The sequence below is a fragment of the Nocardiopsis coralliicola genome, from assembly GCF_054779695.1.
This window is the reverse complement of sequence record NZ_BAAGXT010000007.1, coordinates 146,054-163,367: the sequence shown is the minus strand read 5'-3', so window position 1 is coordinate 163,367 and position 17,314 is coordinate 146,054. Positions and strand designations below refer to the sequence as shown.

Here is a 17,314-nt window from a genome sequence, read left to right as displayed (position 1 = left end):
GCCTTTCCAGCGGTGAGCGGTTGACTCTGTATATATAACGAGTTCTAGTCTGGACCGACGACCCGGCCCGGACGAAAGAGCGCGACCCCCGACGTGGACATCCGCCCGCCCCTCCAGAGGCTCCTGCAGCGGCTGAAGCAGCTTCAGCGGCGCCTTCCCCGACCGCCCCGCCGCACCGCGGGCACCGCCGGCGGGCGCTTCCAGCCCGGAGCCCTGGGCCTCACCGGCATCGCGATCGCCGCCATGTGCGTCACCCTCGTCCTGATCCAGGCCTTCGGCGGCACCTTCCGGACCGCCGAGCCCGGCGGCGACGGCACCGCGCCGCCCTCGGCGTCCGGCACGCCGCCGGAGGGCACGGCGCGGATCATGATCGCCGGCGACTCCATCGTGCAGGGCAGCACCGGCGACTACACCTGGCGCTACCGGCTCTACCAGCACCTGCTCGACACCGGGGCCGACGTGGACTTCGTGGGCCCCTACGACGAGATGCTCGACGTGCACAGCGGTGAGTTCGGCGACACCGACTACGCCGACCCCGACTTCGACACCGACCACGCGGGGGTGTGGGGGTCCACGGCCGGCAACGTGGCCGACGGCATCGGGGCGCACGTCGCCGAGTATCAGCCGCACTACCTGCTGCTGATGGTCGGCGCCAACGACTTCGCGAACGACCACACCGCCGCCGAGGCGCTGGAGTCGCTCCGCGACGCGGTGGACGCCGCCCGGGTCGCCGACGGCGACATGCAGATCGTGCTCGGCGAGGTGACGCCGTCCTGGGGGACCGGCCGCGACGAGTTCGTCAACGGCGAGGCGATGTCCTTCAACGAGATGCTGCCGGAGCTGGCTGCCGGGCTAAGCGAGGGCGGCGCGCCGGTCGTCGTCGCGAACACCGCGGCCGACTACGCGCCGGCCGAGGACAACTGGGACAGCACGCACCCCAACGCGCGCGGCGAGCTGAAGATCGCGGCCGCGTTCGCCGACACGCTCGCCGACCAGCTCGCGCTCGGCGAGCGGTACCCGCGCCCGCTGCCCGAGGTGCTGGCCGGCCCGCGCAGCGCGCCGGAGGTGCGCGCCGAGGACGCCGGCGGCGGCGAAGTCGAACTGAGCTGGGACCCGGTGTCCGGCGCGACGCGCTACGAGGTGCTGCAGCAGCGCATCGACCCCGACCCCGACGAGCAGGTCGCGCTGCCCGCCGAAGTGGCGGGCGAAGGCTCCGAGCGGCGCACGGCGTCGGCCGAACAGCTGCTCAGCGGCGCCACCTACGAGTTCGCGGTGCGCCCGTACAAGGACCGCGCGGCCGGCAAGGCGTCGGAGAAGGTGCGGATCACCGTCGACGCCGGCCCGCCGCCGGCCCCCGAGGGCCTGGAGGTCGGCACCGAGGGCGGGCGCCCCGCCCTCACCTGGGACAAGGCCGACGGCGCCGGTCACTACGAGGTCCTGTGGCGGCCCCTGGAGTGCGCCGAGGGGCAGCAGGACTGCCGCCCCGCCGACTCCGACGGCCCCGCCGACGGCACCGGCTGGTCCACCGCCGAGATCGTCGACGGCACCTCCTGGCCGATCTCCACCACCCGCCCGGCCGAGTACGCCGTCCGCGCCCACCACGACTACATCCAGGGCGACTATTCGGAGACGGTGGAGTTCATCCCGGACAGCTGACCGGGGCGACCGGGCCCGGCACCCTCGCTGCGGGCCCGGGGAAGCGCGTGGAGCGGATCCGCCGCGTCTCTCGCCGCCGGCAGGCTCGGCCGTGCAGCCCGACACCGGCAGCGGCGTCAGGAGCACGGCCGCCGCAACCGGCGGGGCGTCCGGCGGAAGGGGACGGCGCCTCGCGCGCTGACCGGCGCGGATGAGATGGACCGCGGACCCTTCATGGTCGGCGCGAGGTGAACGAGTGGCCCGTGTGCGTGGTGATGGACCCACCCATGGCGCGTACTCCGCGTACCGGAGCGGGCGAGCCCCGGAAGCGGCGGGGATGAACCGCTCGGGCCTCGCACGCCGATCGGAGCGATGGAACGTGGCCGTTCGCGCCCACCTGTACCGGCGAACCGTGCCCCGTGTGCGCGGAAGCGGACCGCGCAGGACCCCGGTCGGCGCGCCGGCCGGCGCATGAGCCAGCGAGCGGAGATGGACCGTGCACCGGCGATCGGCCCGCCCAGGCATCGAGTGAGCCCGGCGGCGCGGGATGGGCCGGTTCTGTCGCCTTCCTCTCGCGAACAGGGCGCGTGCGCCCCGCGAGCGCGCGAGTGGACCGTGAAGCGGCCGGCCCGGCGCCGTTCGGGCGTGTGCCCCGCGGAGGCGGAGCGACCGGCGGGGCGCGGCCTCCGCGACCGCCGTCAGAGAGTCCCGCGGGGGGGGGGGGGGGGGGCAGCGGCCGGCGAGCAGTGAGTGGACCGGGCCGGTCCGGGTGGGCGAGGATGGTGGTCCGTGCGCCGCGCGGATGCGGGGGATGGCCCCGTTCACCACGCGCACCGGCGCGGCGAAGAACCCGGGAGTCCCGGCGGGCGCCGCGGTGGCCGTCCGCGTATGCGCTCACCGCGGCGCCCCTGTGCGTGGACCCGCGTGCGCGGCGCCGGAGAGGGGACCGCGCGCCTGCGGACCTGCGCGGGAGCATCCCCCGCCGGCGCGACGGACCGCGTACCGCTGCGAAGCGCGGCCGGGGCGCGCCGCACCGCACCGAGGGTTCCGGTCTGCCGGATCCGGGGTTCTGTACAGGGCCGTGCCGCGGTTGCCGGGGCGGGGCGGGGTGCGGGATAACGGGGGCAGCGCAAGCGGGAGCACACGGGGGAGTGCCATGCCGAGCATCGAGCGCGTCGACCCGTTCGACGATGCCGCGGTCCGCTCCTGGTACCGGGTGTGGCGGGCAGGCGCCGCCGAAGGGCGGGACCGGCCCGGGCTGGCCGCCTTTCCGGAGCTGCGGGCGGCGCTGCGGGACACCGGCTCGGAGGAGCCGCGCGAGGCCTGGGTGGCGAAGGAGTGCGGCGAGGCCGTCGGCGCGCTGATGGTGGGCCTGGTCGGCCGCTCCGGCGGGGTGTCCGGCCCGACCGGGGCCGCCGAGGTCGAGGTCAGCGTCCCCGCCGAGCACCGGCGGCGCGGCCACGGGTCGGCGCTGCTGGCGCACGCGGACAAGGTCGCCGCGGACTCCGGCCGCACCACCCTGCTCGCCGAGGCGCACGTGCCGCTCTCGGGCGGCGCCGAGGCCCATCCCGGGGTGCGGTTCGCCGCTGCGCACGGGTTCCGCGGCGTGCACCGGGAGGACCGGCTCGTCCTGGAGCTGCCGGCCGATCCGACCGCAGTCGCGCGTACCGCCGGCGAGCGGGCGCCGCTGCGCGCCGGCTACCGGGTCGACGCCTGGTCGGGCCCGTGCCCGGACGGCCAGGCGGCGGCGCTGGCGATGATGCGCACCGCGACCGACCGCACCGTGCCCGGCACCGAGCCGGGGCTGGAGCCGCGCGCCTGGGACGAGGCGACCGTGCGCGCGGTGGAGGAGCGGATGGCGCGCCGCCGGGTCACGGCCATCACCGCGCTGGCGCGGACCGCGGAGGGCGCGGCGGTGGCGTTCAGCGAGCTGTTCGTGCCCGAGCACAGCGTCACCGACGTCTACCAGGGCGGCACATTGGTGCTGGACGCCCACCGCGGGCGGGGTCTGGGCGCGGCGCTGAAGGCCGTCAACCTCGCCCGCCTCTGGGTGGACCACCCGCAGCGGCGCCGCGTGCACACGTGGACCGCCCGCGGCAACACCCCCATGCAGCACATCAACCGCGGCTTCGGCTTCCAGCCGGTCGAAGTCGACCACCGCCTCTGCCGCGGCCCCGAACGGGGCTGATCCGGGCGGTCGGCCCGCGGCCGCCGACCCCGTTCACCCGCGCATCCGTTCGGCCGGAGCCCCTCGCGCCGCAGCGCTGCACCTCCCGCCGCGCGGGCGCGTCCGCCTCTGGCTGCGCACGCTCCGGAAGCCGGCCGGGCGGCGGCTGCGCGCCGCCGCGGCGCCCCGAGGTGCCCGCCCGTGCTGCGGCGGAGCGCGCGGAGCCGGTGTGCAGCAGGCACCGGTCTGCGGGCCCTGCCTGCGCCGGGCCGAGAGAGCCGGGTGTTCGCCGCTGGCCGGGGCCGGACGGCCGGAACCGGCGCGGCAGCTCGGTGGTCGTCCGGGCGTCCCTGCTCGCACGGCGGGCATTCCGCGCCGCGGATGGGACCGGTCGCGTTCGGCGGGGCATGGGGCCGTCGGGGCCCGGCCGGGGCCTGCCGCGCCGGCGCCCGCTACCGCGACGCCGCGGAGGGGCGCTCCTCTCGACCGGGCGAAGGAGCCGCCGATGGTCAATGACCTGAGACCGGCGCGGCTCGGCGCGCCGGTGTAGCTGCATCACCGTCGAGGGCGGCGCGGTGCCGTCCGCGAGCTGCGCAGGCAGATCGGGGACGGGACCGGGGGAGCCGGCGGCATCCGCTGCACGTGTGCGTCCTTGCCCGCTCGATGGCCGAGGTTCCGGACGAGGTCCGGGACGAGGGGGCATGGGACGTGCGGGCACTCGCCGCCGCCGATCTGATCACCGGCGAGCGCACCGGCGGCGCCGGAGTCCCGCCGCCGGCGGCTGGGGCGGATCCGTCGCAGCACCGCAACGCCGGCGAGTACTGCCTCCGGCTCGGTGATCCCGGCCGTGCCCATGGGCACGGCCGGCAGGCGCGGTCCCTGCTCGGCGCGCGCAGCGGTGACGCGCACGCCAAGCTCATCAGGGACGGAGTGAAGCGGTTGGCCGAGCGGCTCCGCGAGCAGTGGCCCCCGCCGGCCGGGCACGAGGGGCGCGGGCCCCGTCCGCGGATGCCCGCGTGCCGGACCCGCCTCCCCGGCGGGCCGGATCGCGGAGGCGCTCCGCCGCCGGGCTGCGGCGCCCTTGTGCGGCTGCCGCGCCCGCACCGCACCGGGCGTCCGTCGCTGCGCCGCTCCCGGTGCCCGCGCAGGCAACGCCGCCCGGATGCCGGTCAGGGCGGCAGCAGGCCCAGCTGGATGGCGGTGGTGACGGCCGCGGTCCGGTCGGAGACGCCGAGCTTGCCGTAGGCGCGCATCAGGTGGGTCTTGACCGTGGTGGCGCTGATGTAGAGCTGCGCGCCGATGTCGGCGTTGGTCAGGCCCTTCGAGGCGAGGCGGAGCACCTCGGCCTCGCGGGCCGACAGGGCGGGGGAGTCCGTGCGTCCGCGGATTCCGGACACGAGGCGGGTGGCGACCGCGGGGGACAGGGCCGTCTCGCCGCGCGCTGCCGCGCGGACCGCGGCGGAGAGGTCGGCGAGCGGTGCGTCTTTGAGCAGGTAGCCGGTCGCACCGGCCTCCACCGCGCGCAGGATGTCGGCGTCGGTGTCGTAGGTGGTCAGGATCAGCACCCTGCAGCCGGGGGCCTCCGCCAGCACGCGCTCGGTGGTCTGCACGCCGTCGCCGCCGGGCATGCGCAGGTCCATCAGGACGACGTCGGGGCGGCGGGCGCGCACCACGGCGAGCGCCTCGTCGCCGGACCCGGCCTCGCCGACGACCTCGATACCGCCCTCCGCAGCGAGCATGCCGCGGATGCCCTCCCGCACGATGGGGTGGTCGTCGGCCAGCACGACGCGGATCATTGCGGGGCTCCGTTCACAGGTCCGGTGCCGCGGCCGTCGCGGGCTGCGGCGCCGGCCGGGTCGAGAGGGAGGCGGAACTCCACGTCGGTACCGGCTCCGGGCGCGGACTGGACCGTGAAGCTCCCGCCGGCCGCCTCGGCGCGGCGTGCCAGTCCGCGCAGGCCGTAGCCGCTGCAGCTGTCCTGGGCGGGCGCCCATCCGGGGGCCTCGCCGGGGGTGAAGCCGCAGCCGTCGTCGGAGACGGTGACCGAGGCCGTGTCTGCGGTGTACTCCAGCACCATCCGGACCGCGCCGGCGCCGGAGTGCCGCCGCGCATTGGCCAGCGACTCCTGTGCCGCGCGGAGCAGGTCGACCTGCGCGCCGGCGGGCATCCGGCCGGGCCGGTCGCCGCGGACCGCGACGTCCACCTCGGCGCCGGTCTCGGCGGACAACCGGCCGGCCACCCGGTGCAGCGCTTCCTCCAGTGCGCCGGCGGCGTCGGTGGAGCCGCTGTCCGCAGCAGCCCCGCCGCCTGCTGCGCCATCCGAGCGGCCGTCCGGCGCGCCCGCCACGAGGGCGCGGGCCTCGGCAAGGTTCTCCCGCCCCGTCTCCAGCAGCAGCGACAGGTGCCGGCGGGCCGCGGCGGGGTCGGTCTCGAACTCGGACTGCACGGCTTGGGCGAGCGTGATGACACTGGTGAAGCCCTGGGCCAGGGTGTCGTGGATCTCGCGGGCCATCCGCTCCCGCTCGGCCTGGGCGCCGGTGCGCGCGGACAGCGCCGCGATCTGCTCCCGACCGGCCTCCAACTCCCGGATGAGGGCGGCCCGCTCCGCGCTCTGGGCGATGATCCGGTTGATCCACCCGCCGAACCACATGGCGAACAGCAGGATCGCGGTGTTCACGGTGAGCTGCACTGCAAGGTTGCGCAGCGGCCCCGGATCGACGGCCTGCCCGAGCAGCGGCGGCGCCAGGAGCATCGCGGTCACCGCCGCGGACGCCCAGCGGGGGACGGCGGTCATGTAGGCCAGCGGGGTCAGCGCGAACAGGGCGGTACTGGTCATCGGGACCAGCACCGCGGCGGGGATGAACAGCGCGGCATAGCCCGCGGTCCAGCGTTTCGCGGCGCCCGAATCGTCGTCCGCGGCGATCAGCCGCCGACCGCGGACCAGATAGGCGGCGGCGATCGCCGCGAGCAGCCCGGCCGAGGCCCAGTGCGGCCACCCGGAGCCGTCCAGCAGCGCCAGGACGGCCATCAGGGCCAGGACCGCCACCACATAGGCGTCCCAGTACGGGATCGCCGTCCAGGCGTGCGGCTGCGGAGAAGGTGCGGGCACGGCGCTCACCCGTCCTTCGCCGTCTTCCACCGGAACGTTGTCAGGCACAGCACCAATCCCACCACGCACCACGCGGCGAGCACGAGTGCCACCGTGCCGAGCTGCCACGACCCCCCTGCCTCCAGGGCCGCCGCCTCGCCGGGCAGGAAGACCGCGCGCATCCCCTGCGCCATCCACTTCAGCGGGAACAGCGAGGCGATGTCGACCAGCCAGCCCGGCAACTGGTGCACGGGCACGAAGACACCCGAGACCAGCTGGAGCGCCAGGAACGGCACGGTCACCGCGGCCTGGGCCGATCGGGCGGAGCGGGCCGCGCTGCTCATCGCGATGCCCAGCAGCGTGCAGGCGGCGGTGCCGAGCAGCAGGATCCAGGCCAGGTGGAGCCACCGGCCGGCCGGCGGCAGAACGACGCCGAAGACCAGCGCCCCGATGGCGGTCAGCACCGCCACCTGGCCGACTGCCAGCACCAGGACCAGCAGGATCTTGCCGATGAAATACGCGCTGCGGGGCATGGGCAGGCCGCGCAGCCGCCGCAGGGTGCCGCTGTCCCGCTCGGCGGCGATGGCGATGGCGAGGTTCTGGAAGCTGACCGACATCAGCCCCATCGCGGTGAGTGAGGCGGTGTAGTAGGCGGCGACGGAGTGGCCGGCGGCGGTGTCGCTGGAGAAGGCGGCGCTGAGCAGCACCAGCAGGATGGCGGGCAGCGAGAACGTGAAGACCAGCTGCTCCCACTCCCGGGAGAACTCGCGGATCTCCAGGCCGCCGCGGGACAGGCCGAGGCGCAGCGCACTGGGCAGGCGGCCGGGGAGGGCAGCCGGAGCCGGCGCGGCGGCGCTCATCGGGCCTGCTCCGGCTCAGCCGTGCGGGCGGGCACGGCGGCGGGGGTCCGGGGGCCCGGTGCGCCGCTGCTCTCCGGCCGGGTGCCGGCGGCTTCGGCGATGAGCGCGAGGTAGGTGTCCTCCAGCGTGGGCCGGTGCACGGCCAGCCCCGGGACCTCGCCGCCGAACCGTTCGGCGAGCTCGGCGACGGCGCGGGTGGGCTCCGCGGTGCGCAGGGTGCGCCGCTCACCGCCGCTGGTCCAGCTGACGGTGGCGCCGCCGGTGCGGCGGCCGCCGAGCGTGGCCGGGTCGCCGGTGGCGGCGATGCGGCCGCCGGCGATGACCGACACCCGGTCGGCGAGAGCTTCGGCCTCGTCGAGGTAGTGCGTGGTGAGGAGGATGGTGGTGCCCTGGCGGGCCAGGCCGCGCACCATCTCCCAGAAGCGCCGGCGCGCCGCCGGGTCGAAGCCGGTCGTGGGCTCGTCGAGGAAGAGGAGCTCCGGGCGGCCGATGATGCCGAGCGCCACGTCGAGGCGGCGGCGCTGTCCGCCGGAGAGGGTGCGCGCGGAGCGGCCTGCGTCGTCGGACAGGCCGACGAGGGCGAGCGCTTCGCCGGGGTCCATGGGGTCGGGGTAGTAGCCGGCGAAGTGGCGGACCAGCGCGCCCGCGCTCAGCGGTGACGCTTCGACCTGGTTCTGCCACACGATGCCGATGCGCGCGCGCCAGGGCCGGCCGGCGCGGGCCGGGTCGGCGCCGAGCACGCGGACCTCACCGGAGTCGCGGCGGCGGAACCCCTCAAGGATCTCGACGGTGGTGCTCTTCCCGGCGCCGTTCGGCCCGAGCAGCGCGAACACCTCGCCGCGGGCGACCTTCAGGTCGATGCCGCCGACCGCAGTGCGGCCCCGGTAGGTCTTCCGGAGCCCTTCGGCCCGGATCGCTTCGTCTGCATCCATACCCGGAGTCTGGGCCCGCGGTTCCCCGCGCCGCGTCGCAGAAGCGGACCGACCCGGTGTCCTCCGTACGGAGGACAGTCCTGCCGGCGGCGGACCAGGCGCCGATGGCCCGACGGCGGAGGGCGCCGGGCCATCGGGAAGCCGCGGGGAGCGGGGTTCAGCGGCGGGGAGGGGGCTGGGGGCCGCCGTACTGGTGCGGCTGCGGCGGGTGGGGCGGCTGCGGCCCGCCGCCGTACTGCTGCGGGTACTGCTGGGGGTGCGGCGGGTACTGCGGCGGGTACCCGCCCTGCTGCGGTGCGCCGTGCGGCTGAGGGTGCGGCTGCGGAGCGCCGTACTGCTGGGGGTGCGGCTGCTGCGGGTGGGGCGGCCCGCCGTGGGGCGGGGCGGCCGGCTGCTGCTGCGCGCCGTTCCTGGCCGCCCGCATCCTGCGGATCCGCCAGATCTCGTAACCGCTGCCTCCCACGGCGAGCAGCGGGCCGAGGACGATCATGACCTTGGCCCCGGTCTGGTCCGAGGCGGCCTCCTCCTCATAGGTCGTGGTGGTCGTGTTGCCGCGGCGGGTGGTCTCGCAGATGTCTCCGGGGCTCATCGCCTCGGAGCCGCACATCACTTCGGCGCTGGACATCGTCGTGATGGACCCGATGGTCATCCCGACGCCGCCCACGATGAAGATCAGCAGGTTGCGGATGGAACGGAACATGTCGGTCTCTCTGCTCAAGGGGATGCCCCACTCCCGCGGGGCCCGCCTACGACGCGTCTTCCCGGGCACCGGTTCCTGCCCCGCACGCCCCGCCCGCCCCGCGGCCGGACCCGGCCAGGCGGCCTGTTCCGCGTACCCCTTCAGGGGTGCGCACCCGCGCAGCGCGACCGGGCTCCGGCGGCGGCTACCGGTGCGGGCGGTCGGGGTTGAGCAGTTCGCGGGGGAGGGCCTCGCGCCACCACTGCTCGGTCCGATCGGGGGTCCAGCCGCGCTCGGTGGTGAAGACGGCGAAAGTGTCGACCGTGCAGAGCGCGGCGTAGATGTCGACAGCGGCGGGCACGTCGAGGCCGTCGCGCAAGGTGCCGGGCGGCCAGGTGGCGAAGACCTGGCGGCGGGTCCGGTCGGCAGCGCGGCGGCCGTCCGCGTAGAGGGCGGCGAGCTCGGGATCGGTGCGGCCGGCGTCGCGGACCAGCGCGATGACGTCGCCGGCGCGCTCGAAGAGGCGGCGGTCGAAGGCGGCCATGGCGCCGAGCTGGTCGGCGGGATCGGCGGCGGGGTCTTCGAGTTCGCCCAGCATGCGGCCGGGTTCGGCGGAGAGGTCGGCGGCGTCGGCAAGCGCGCGGGTCAGGCCGGCCTTGTTCTTGTAGGCGGCGTAGACCGTGGGCGCTGAGACGCCGGCCTCGCGGGCGACGTCGCGCACCGTTGTGGCGGCCCACCCCTGGGCGGTGAAGAGCCGCAGCGCCGCGCGCGCGATCTCGGCACGCGTCTCCAGTGCCTGTGTCTGGCGTCGGAGCGAGTCGTAGCTGCGCTTCGCAGGATCGTCGGGCATCGGTCGTCTCCTCTTGACTTTACGTGGCTTGTAATCAATATAGAGGTCGTAAGTAGAGTGCGGGCGGATGCGCCCCACTCTCCCGAAGGGAGCCCGACATGTCCTTCTCGCGCATCGGCGGCTGGGCCGCACTCGGATTCGCCGCGCTGCTGGCCGGCGCCAACCTGGCTCTGGCGCCCACTGGCCTGCCGCTGATCGGCGACCCGGTGGGCGAGGTCGCCGGGTACTACGCAGCGCACGGCACCGTCATCGGGGCCAGCGGAACGCTCGCCGTCGGGATCTGGATCCTTGCGGTCGTGTTCGGCGCCGCAGTGGTCGCGGCGGTGCGGCCCTCGGAGCGGGCGCGCGGCGAAGCCTGGTCCCTGGTCGGGTTCGGCGGACTGCTGCTCCAGAACGCGACGTTCACCGTCTTCACCGCGACCCGGCTGGCGCTGACCGGAGCCGCAGACGACCCGTCGGCGGTGACCGCCCTGTGGCGGCTGAACGAGGCGCTCTTCGCCTTCAACGGCGCGTTCCTGGCCACGGCGATGCTCGGCCTGTCCGTCGCCGGTCTGCGCTCCGGTCTGATCCGGCTCTGGCATGCCGTCCTGGGGCTCACCGCCGGCGGGCTCCAGCTGCTGTCGGCCCTGCTGCTGCCGCTGGTCTTCGCCGATCCGGGCGCCATCGACCTCATCGGGCTCGCCGGATGGATCCTCTGGGTGGTGTGGATCGCGGCCTACGGCGCTGTGCTTCTGCGCATTCCCGCCAACGGCCGGCGTGCCCCCGCACCGGTGTGAGGGCCCGGGGCCGGCCGCGGGCCGGGGCCACCCGGATCGGTGTGCTGCGGGCCGCTCATTCGCGGTGGGGTGGGGCCGCGCGCACGGCGGCGATGACCTCGGACCAGGCGGGGAGGCGCCCGGCGTCGTGCAGGACGGTGACCGAGGGCATCGAGCGGAGGGTTTCGAGTGAGCGCTGGAACGCAGGGTGGTCGGCGAGCTCGGGTTTGCAGTGCGGGACCACGACGGTGGGGACGCGGTAGCCGGCCATCTCGCACAGCAGGCCGATGGCGAAGTTGTCCGCGATGCCCTGGGCGAACTTGTTGGTCGAGGCGAACGTCAGCGGGCAGGCCAGGACGACCTCGGCGGGCGGCAGCGGGGTCCCGGTGCCGGGCATGCGGTATTCGACGCGGACCGGCGCGCCGGTGAGCGCGGCGAGCTCGTCGGGATCGTGGAAGCGCGTGCCCATCGGGGTCGACAGCACGGTGACCGAGTCCCCCTCGCCCTGCAGTAGCCGGACCAGGTCGGAAGTGTCCTCGGAGCCCGCAGCGCCGGAGACGACCAGGTACACGGCACGGGGAGCGCTCATCCGGCCAGTGTAGGGATCCTCCGCCGCTGCGGTGGAGTGCGGCCCGGGCCGCCGGCGGCGGCTGCGTCCCGCCGCCGGATGCGGCGGCGGGACGGCCTTTCAGCTCCGCCTTCTAGGCGGGGTCGGGGACGTCCGCGGACTCGGCGGCGGGGGAGCTGCGGATGACCACTGCTCCCAGCGCCAGCCCGCCCGCCGACAGCGCCGCGGCGACGAGAAACGGGTCGGCGGAGTGGAGCGCCGGGGCGAAGCCCAGGCCGACGTAGACCGCGACGCCGGCGGCGCCGCCCAGCTGGTCGGCCGCGCGCTGCACGCCCGAAGCGATCCCCGCGTCACCGTCGGTCGTGCCGCTCACCGCGATGTACTGCAGGCCGACGATCCCGAAGCCCATCCCCGCCGCGATCAGCAGCATCGCGGGGAGCAGCCACGGGGCACCGGCCTGCACGGCCGAGGCCAGCGCAATCGCCGCCATCGCGCCCCCGGCGCAGCAGAGGCCGGCGAGCACGCACGCCCGCGCACCCCATGCCTCCAGCAGGCGGGGAACGAGCACCGATGCCCCGATCAGCCCGAGTGCCAGCGGCACCATCGTGGCCCCGGCCGCCAGCGGCCCGAAGCCCAGCACGTCCTGCAGATAGAACGTGAACAGCAGGAACGACGTCGACAGCGCGCCGCTGAGCAGCATCGTCGTCAGGTTCGCCGCCACCCGGGACCGGCTGGCGCGCGTCTGGCGGCTGAGGAACCCGGGCGGCAGCAGCGGATTGCGCGACCGCGCCTCCACCCGGAAGAACGCGGCACCGGAGGCCGCCGCCCCCAGCAGCGCCGCCGCAACCGCCCAGGCCCGCGCGCCGGGCTCGCCGGCTTCCACCACGCCGAACGTGAACAGCAGCGGGCACGCCGTCAGCAGCGCCGCCCCAGGGAGGTCGAGCGATGCAGACCCGCGCTCGACCGGCCTGTCTGCGTCGACGAGCACGACCGCGGCGACCAGCACCGCCAGGATGAACGGCACCGAGACCAGGAAGATCCACCGCCACCCCAGGTGCGCCGTGATCACGCCGGACAGCACGAACCCGAGCACCAGCCCGCAGCTCGCCACGGCCGCCCACACACTCAGCGCCCGCGACCTGCGCGGACCTTCCGGGAACAGCAGCACGATCGTGGCCATCGCTGCCGGCAGTGCGACCGCCTCGCCCGCACCTTGCAGCAGCCGCGCGGCGACCAGCAGTTCGAACGTCGGCGCCAGCCCCGCCAGCAGCGACGCCGCCCCGAACAGGGCGGTGCCGACCAGCAGCACCCGGCGCCGCCCCAGCAGGTCGCCGAGCCGCCCGCCGAGCATCAGCAGCCCGCCGCCGGTGATCGTGTAGCCGATGACCACCCAGGTCAGCGCGTGGCCACCGACGCCGAAGTCCGCCCCGATCGACGGCAGCGCGATGTTCACGACCGTCACGTCGACCGCGATAAAGAACTGCAGCATCGCCATCGCACACAGCACGAGCCATGCCCGGACCGGCGAGGGCGCGTGCCCGTTTGAAACGCTTGGGAACACAGATACTCCGCTCAGCAGATTCTGAGCAGCACAGAAGCGCCGCTCCGGATAATCGCGAAGCGGCTGGACGCCCAAACGAGCGCTGGCGCCCCGCCGCTAGCGGAGCGCCCTCGTCACCGCGGCACACGCCGCGCACGAAGCAGACATGCCCGCACCGTATCCGAGCCCGCCCTCGCGCTGTCACCTGCATTTCCGGGAAGGGCCACCCGGGCAGGGCGTCCATGACGGGCACGTCGCAGGGGTGGTCCGGGCGGGCAGCCTCGGCGGCCGGACCGCGGCGCGGGGCGGTCTGCAGGAAGCAGCCCGCCGACCGCGGGCCGGGCGAACGCGCGCACTCCGGCCAGAGCACGTGGTGCGCCCACAGCGGCGAGGGCAACCGTGCTTCCGGCCGCAGCGGAGATTGCCGCGGAGTTCACGGATTCTCCCGTGCAGGCGGGCGCAGACGGATGCTGCAGCGGCGGGCGGACCGTCCGCGAATGCGGGGCGGGGCGAATCGACCTGCTGGTCGGTTGCTAGATTCGCCGGACTATGTCGTGGTCAGGGCGGGTTCGGGCGGCGGTGCCGTGGCTGCTGGGGGCCGGGCTGGGGCTGGTGGCGCTCGGCCCTGCGGCGGGGCGCGGGTTCGTGCTGCGGTACGACATGGTGGCCGTGCCCGAGCCGCCGCTGGGGCCGGTTCAGCTGGGGGCCGGCGACGGGTTTCCGCGGGCTGTGCCCAGCGATGCGGTGTTCGCCGTCCTGGCGAAGCTCATACCGGCCGACCTGGTGCAGACACTCGTCGTCGTGGGCGCCTTTGCCATCGCTGCCGCCGGCGCCGCGCGGCTCATCCCCAGTGGCGGTTCCGCGGAACCCGCTGAGAGCGCCGCCGAAGGGCGATGGCGTGCCGGAGGGCGGTTCCGAGCCACGGGCCCCGCGCTCCTCGCCGCCCGGTGCGCCGCCGCCGTCTTCTACGTGTGGAACCCGTTCGTGGCCGAGCGGCTGCTGCTGGGGCAGTGGGCCGTGCTGGTGGGGTATGCCGGGCTGCCGTGGGTGCTGGCGGCCGCCGCGGAAATCGACCGGCGGCGCGGATTCGCGCGGTTTGTCGTGGCATTGGTTCCCGCGGCCGTCGGCGGGTTCTCGTCCGCGATCCTGTCCGGACTGGTCGCGCTGCCGGCCGCCGCGATCCACACGGCCCGGCGCGTCCGCACGGCCGTCCTCGTCCCCGCGGCGATCGCGCTCGTCTCGCTGCCCTGGCTGATTCCCGCGCTGAGCGGCGCCGGCTCCGGCACGGCCACCGACCCCGCCGCCGTCGGCGCCTTCGCGCCCCGTGCCGACACCCCCTTCGGCGCCGCCGCGTCCCTCCTCGCCCTGGGCGGCATCTGGAACGCCCAGGCCGTCCCGCCGCTGCACGGCCACCCCTACCTGGCCGCAGCACGGCTGGTCCTCGCAGTCGCGGCCATCGCCGGCTGGTGCGCCCTGGCCCGGTCCCGCCAGGCGGGTCCCGCCGGCACCGGGCTCGGCGCCTCGGCCGCGATCGGGCTGCTCGTCGCCCTCGCCGGCACCACCGAGGCCGGCCGCTCCCTCCTGGCGGCGCTCATCGGCCTCTGGCCCGGCTTCGGCCCGCTGCGAGACGGCCAGCTCTACATCGCCCCGCTCGCCCTGCTGCAGTCCGTCGGCGCGGGCGCCCTCGCCCTCCTCCTCGCCGGCGGCGCCGCATCCGCGCCCGGTACGGCAGCGCGCGGCGGCGGCGCCGCAGCAGGCGGATTCGCCGCGGTGCTCCTGCTGGCGGTGCCGCTGGTGTCGGTGCCCGGACTGGTGTGGGGCGCGGGCGGGCGGCTCGCGCCGTCCGACTATCCGCCGGCCTGGAGCGGCGTCCAAGAAGCGGTGGACGGCGACCCCGCACCGGGCGCCGTGCTGGTGCTCCCGTGGAGCGCCCACCGGGGCCTCGACTGGGCCGGCGACGGGCAGCGCCGTGTCGTGCTCGACCCCGCCGCCAAGATGTTCGAGCGCCGGACCGTCTGGAATGATGAACTCCGCGTCGCCGACAGCGCCGCCGGAGGCCGCGTCACCACCGTCGCCGGCGAAGACCCCCTCGCCCGCCGCGCCGCCGCCCGCGCCGCAGGCGGCCCCCTGGGCGCGCACGAACTCGGCGCACTCGGGATCCGCTACGTCCTCGTCGAGCGCGACGCCCTCGCTCCCGGCGCCAGTAGCGGTCCGGACACCTATGGCGATAACACGTTCTCGGTCGAGGCGGCCGGGCTCGAAGTTGTCCGCAACGGCCCCGCGATTGCCCTGCTCCGCGTGCCGGACCCCCACGTGGCCGCCGTTAATGAGCGGCTGTCAGGGTTGGAAGTTACTGGTTGGTTGGTTACAGTTGGCTCCATCACATTGTGCTTGGCTGTATCACGTTCTCATCTCATCCCACGGCGGCCGCTCCGACAGTGACGGAGCAGGGCCCCGGAAGGAGATCCCCTCATGATCAAGGTCGTGGCCGCCTGCGTGATCGGCGCGGCGCTGGCGGGCGGGCTCGCTCTCGTCGGCACCACCATTGCCACCAACGCCTCGACGACCGCGGAGCCGGTCAACGAGTCCCTGTACAACTACGGCGACCGCTGATCGCCGCCTGCGGCCCCGCCCCCGGGGCTGCAGGCGCCGCCCGCCCCTCCCGCTGACGGCGGTCCCCGCGCCGCCGGTCCAGGGGTACGGGCCGGAGCCCGGAGGCGCCGGCCGGAGGGCGGCGCCACCGGCGCGCTCCCGCTCCCGACCGACCCCTCGCCCCCTTCCGCACCGCGACCGCGGGGCGGCAGAGGGTGACCGATCGCTGCTCCGGGGCGGCGGGCGGAACCAGGAGAGCATGTGGCCCTTCAGAAGGCACCCCGGCAGACGGCCGCCTGGCCGGCGCCCCCACCCCTGTCCCTCGTCGCGGACGCCGCGGCCGGATCCGCCGCGGACGACACCGCGGCCCGCGGCCCGCGCCTCGACGGTGCGCGCATCGCCATGGTCAACTGGCGGTGCCCCTGGCAGCAGGCGGCCGGCGGAGCCGAGGAGTACGCCTGGCGGATGGCGCGCCACCTGGCCGAACGCGGCGCCGTGCTCACCTACCTCACCAGCCGCGAGCCGGGGCAGGCCCGGATGGAGACCCGCGACGGCATCGTCGTGCGCCGCATGGGCGGCCGGTTCACCGTCTATCCGCTGGTGATGCTCTGGATGCTGCTGTGGCGGCGCGAGTTCCACCTGGCCTTCGACTGCATGAACGGCATCCCCTTCTTCAGCCGGCTCGTGCTCCCGCGCCGCACCCCGGTCGTCAGCGTCGTCCACCACGTGCACGACCTGCAGTTCAACGCCTACTTCAGCCGGCCGCTCGCCTGGCTGGGCCGGTTCATCGAGGGTCCCGTCGCCAGCCGCGTCTACCGCTCCTGCACCACGGTCACCGTGTCGGAGTCCTCCCGCCGCGCGCTGCGGGAGAAGCTCGGCTGGCGCGCGCCGATCACCGTGGTCCACAACGGCCGGCCCGACCCGATGCCCGAGGCGGTCCCCGACCCGGCCGCTGCCGCCGACCAGCGCAGCGGAGCGCCCGCCCGCGCGGCGGCCACCGGCGCGCCCGCCATCGTCAGCCTGGGCCGGCTCGTCGTGCAGAAGCGGGTGGCGCACGTCGTCGACGCCGCCGTTGCACTGCGCCCCGAATTCCCCGGCCTGCGCGTGCATATCATCGGCCGCGGCCCCGAGGCCGACCCGATCGCCGAGCGGATCGACCGCGAGGGCCTCGCCGGCCTGGTGCGGCTGCACGGCTTCCTCCCCGAATCCGACAAGCGTGCCGTGCTGGCCGGCTCTCTGCTGCACGTCACCGCCTCGGAGTTCGAGGGCTGGGGCCTCACTGTGGTCGAGGCCGCCGCACTGGGCGTTCCCACGGTGGCCTACGATGTCGACGGCCTGCGGGACTCGGTCCGCGACGGGGTGACCGGCTGGCTGGTGCGCGAGGGCGAGGACTTCGCGAAGGCCGTCGGCAGCGCCCTCACCGAGCTGTCCGACCCGGCCCGCGCCGAGCAGGTCCGCGCCGACTGCCGGGCGTGGGCGGCGCGGTTCACCTGGGAGGCGAGCGGGGCTGCACTGACCCGGCTGGCAGCCGGCGAGCTGGGGCGCGGCACCGGGTCGTGACCGCCCGCATCGCACCGGCCCGAACCGGGCCGCCTCCGTCCAGTCCGCCGCCGTCCGACCCGACATCCCCCGGCACGATCCCCGCGGG

14 protein-coding genes are annotated in these 17,314 nt (G+C 75.5%); 6 read left to right on the top strand and 8 right to left on the bottom strand.

The features are described 5' to 3' along the window. The first annotated feature begins 93 nt into the window (after nt 1-93). On the top strand, nt 94-1,656 hold the full coding sequence (locus tag ACYVGT_RS08180; protein ID WP_460855839.1) for a GDSL-type esterase/lipase family protein: 1,563 nt from the start codon (nt 94-96) through the stop codon (nt 1,654-1,656). A 1,135-nt stretch (nt 1,657-2,791) separates the two neighbouring features. Continuing rightward, on the top strand, nt 2,792-3,823 hold the full coding sequence (locus ACYVGT_RS08175; protein ID WP_460855838.1) for a GNAT family N-acetyltransferase: 1,032 nt from the start codon (nt 2,792-2,794) through the stop codon (nt 3,821-3,823). Between the two features lie 1,148 nt (nt 3,824-4,971). Here the strand turns inward: ACYVGT_RS08175 and ACYVGT_RS08170 are convergent. From ACYVGT_RS08170 to ACYVGT_RS08145, 6 genes are all read right to left on the bottom strand, one after another. Next, nucleotides 4,972-5,598, bottom strand: coding sequence for a response regulator transcription factor (locus ACYVGT_RS08170; protein ID WP_460855837.1), 627 nt, complete (start codon nt 5,596-5,598; stop codon nt 4,972-4,974). Continuing rightward, nucleotides 5,595-6,959: a sensor histidine kinase gene (locus ACYVGT_RS08165; protein WP_460855836.1), complete on the bottom strand. Its 1,365-nt coding sequence runs from the start codon at nt 6,957-6,959 to the stop codon at nt 5,595-5,597. The genes ACYVGT_RS08170 and ACYVGT_RS08165 overlap by 4 nt, the downstream gene beginning before the upstream one ends. Then, a complete protein-coding gene (locus ACYVGT_RS08160; RefSeq protein WP_460855835.1) occupies nt 6,917-7,750 on the bottom strand; it encodes an ABC transporter permease in 834 nt (277 codons plus the stop codon). Before ACYVGT_RS08160 ends, ACYVGT_RS08165 begins: the two co-directional genes overlap by 43 nt. Further along, nucleotides 7,747-8,682, bottom strand: coding sequence for an ABC transporter ATP-binding protein (locus ACYVGT_RS08155; protein ID WP_460855834.1), 936 nt, complete (start codon nt 8,680-8,682; stop codon nt 7,747-7,749). The genes ACYVGT_RS08160 and ACYVGT_RS08155 overlap by 4 nt, the downstream gene beginning before the upstream one ends. A 157-nt stretch (nt 8,683-8,839) precedes the next feature. Next, nucleotides 8,840-9,382, bottom strand: a complete 543-nt coding sequence (locus ACYVGT_RS08150; protein ID WP_460855833.1) for a hypothetical protein — start codon at nt 9,380-9,382, stop codon at nt 8,840-8,842. Between the two features lie 184 nt (nt 9,383-9,566). Continuing rightward, nucleotides 9,567-10,211, bottom strand: a complete 645-nt coding sequence (locus ACYVGT_RS08145) for a TetR/AcrR family transcriptional regulator (protein WP_460855832.1) — start codon at nt 10,209-10,211, stop codon at nt 9,567-9,569. A 98-nt stretch (nt 10,212-10,309) separates the two neighbouring features. Between ACYVGT_RS08145 and ACYVGT_RS08140 the strand changes: the two genes are divergently transcribed. Beyond that, on the top strand, nt 10,310-10,987 hold the full coding sequence (locus ACYVGT_RS08140) for a hypothetical protein (RefSeq protein WP_460855831.1): 678 nt from the start codon (nt 10,310-10,312) through the stop codon (nt 10,985-10,987). A gap of 55 nt (nt 10,988-11,042) precedes the next feature. Here the strand turns inward: ACYVGT_RS08140 and ACYVGT_RS08135 are convergent, their stop codons facing one another. Together ACYVGT_RS08135 and ACYVGT_RS08130 are read right to left on the bottom strand one after the other, a co-directional pair. Further along, nucleotides 11,043-11,555, bottom strand: coding sequence for a flavoprotein (locus ACYVGT_RS08135; RefSeq protein WP_460855830.1), 513 nt, complete (start codon nt 11,553-11,555; stop codon nt 11,043-11,045). A gap of 112 nt (nt 11,556-11,667) precedes the next feature. Continuing rightward, entirely contained in the window at nt 11,668-13,029 is a 1,362-nt protein-coding gene (locus ACYVGT_RS08130; RefSeq protein ID WP_460855829.1) for an MFS transporter, read from the bottom strand. A 594-nt stretch (nt 13,030-13,623) separates the two neighbouring features. On the opposite strand from ACYVGT_RS08130, the gene ACYVGT_RS08125 reads away from it, so the two are divergent. The 3 genes from ACYVGT_RS08125 (at nt 13,624) to ACYVGT_RS08115 (ending at nt 17,226) form a co-directional block, all read left to right on the top strand. After that, nucleotides 13,624-15,516, top strand: coding sequence for a hypothetical protein (locus ACYVGT_RS08125; protein ID WP_460855828.1), 1,893 nt, complete (start codon nt 13,624-13,626; stop codon nt 15,514-15,516). Between the two features lie 30 nt (nt 15,517-15,546). Continuing rightward, nucleotides 15,547-15,687, top strand: a complete 141-nt coding sequence (locus tag ACYVGT_RS08120) for a hypothetical protein (RefSeq protein WP_460855827.1) — start codon at nt 15,547-15,549, stop codon at nt 15,685-15,687. Nucleotides 15,688-15,927: 240 nt separating this feature from the next. Continuing rightward, on the top strand, nt 15,928-17,226 hold the full coding sequence (locus ACYVGT_RS08115; protein ID WP_460855826.1) for a glycosyltransferase family 4 protein: 1,299 nt from the start codon (nt 15,928-15,930) through the stop codon (nt 17,224-17,226). Nucleotides 17,227-17,314: the final 88 nt, after the last annotated feature.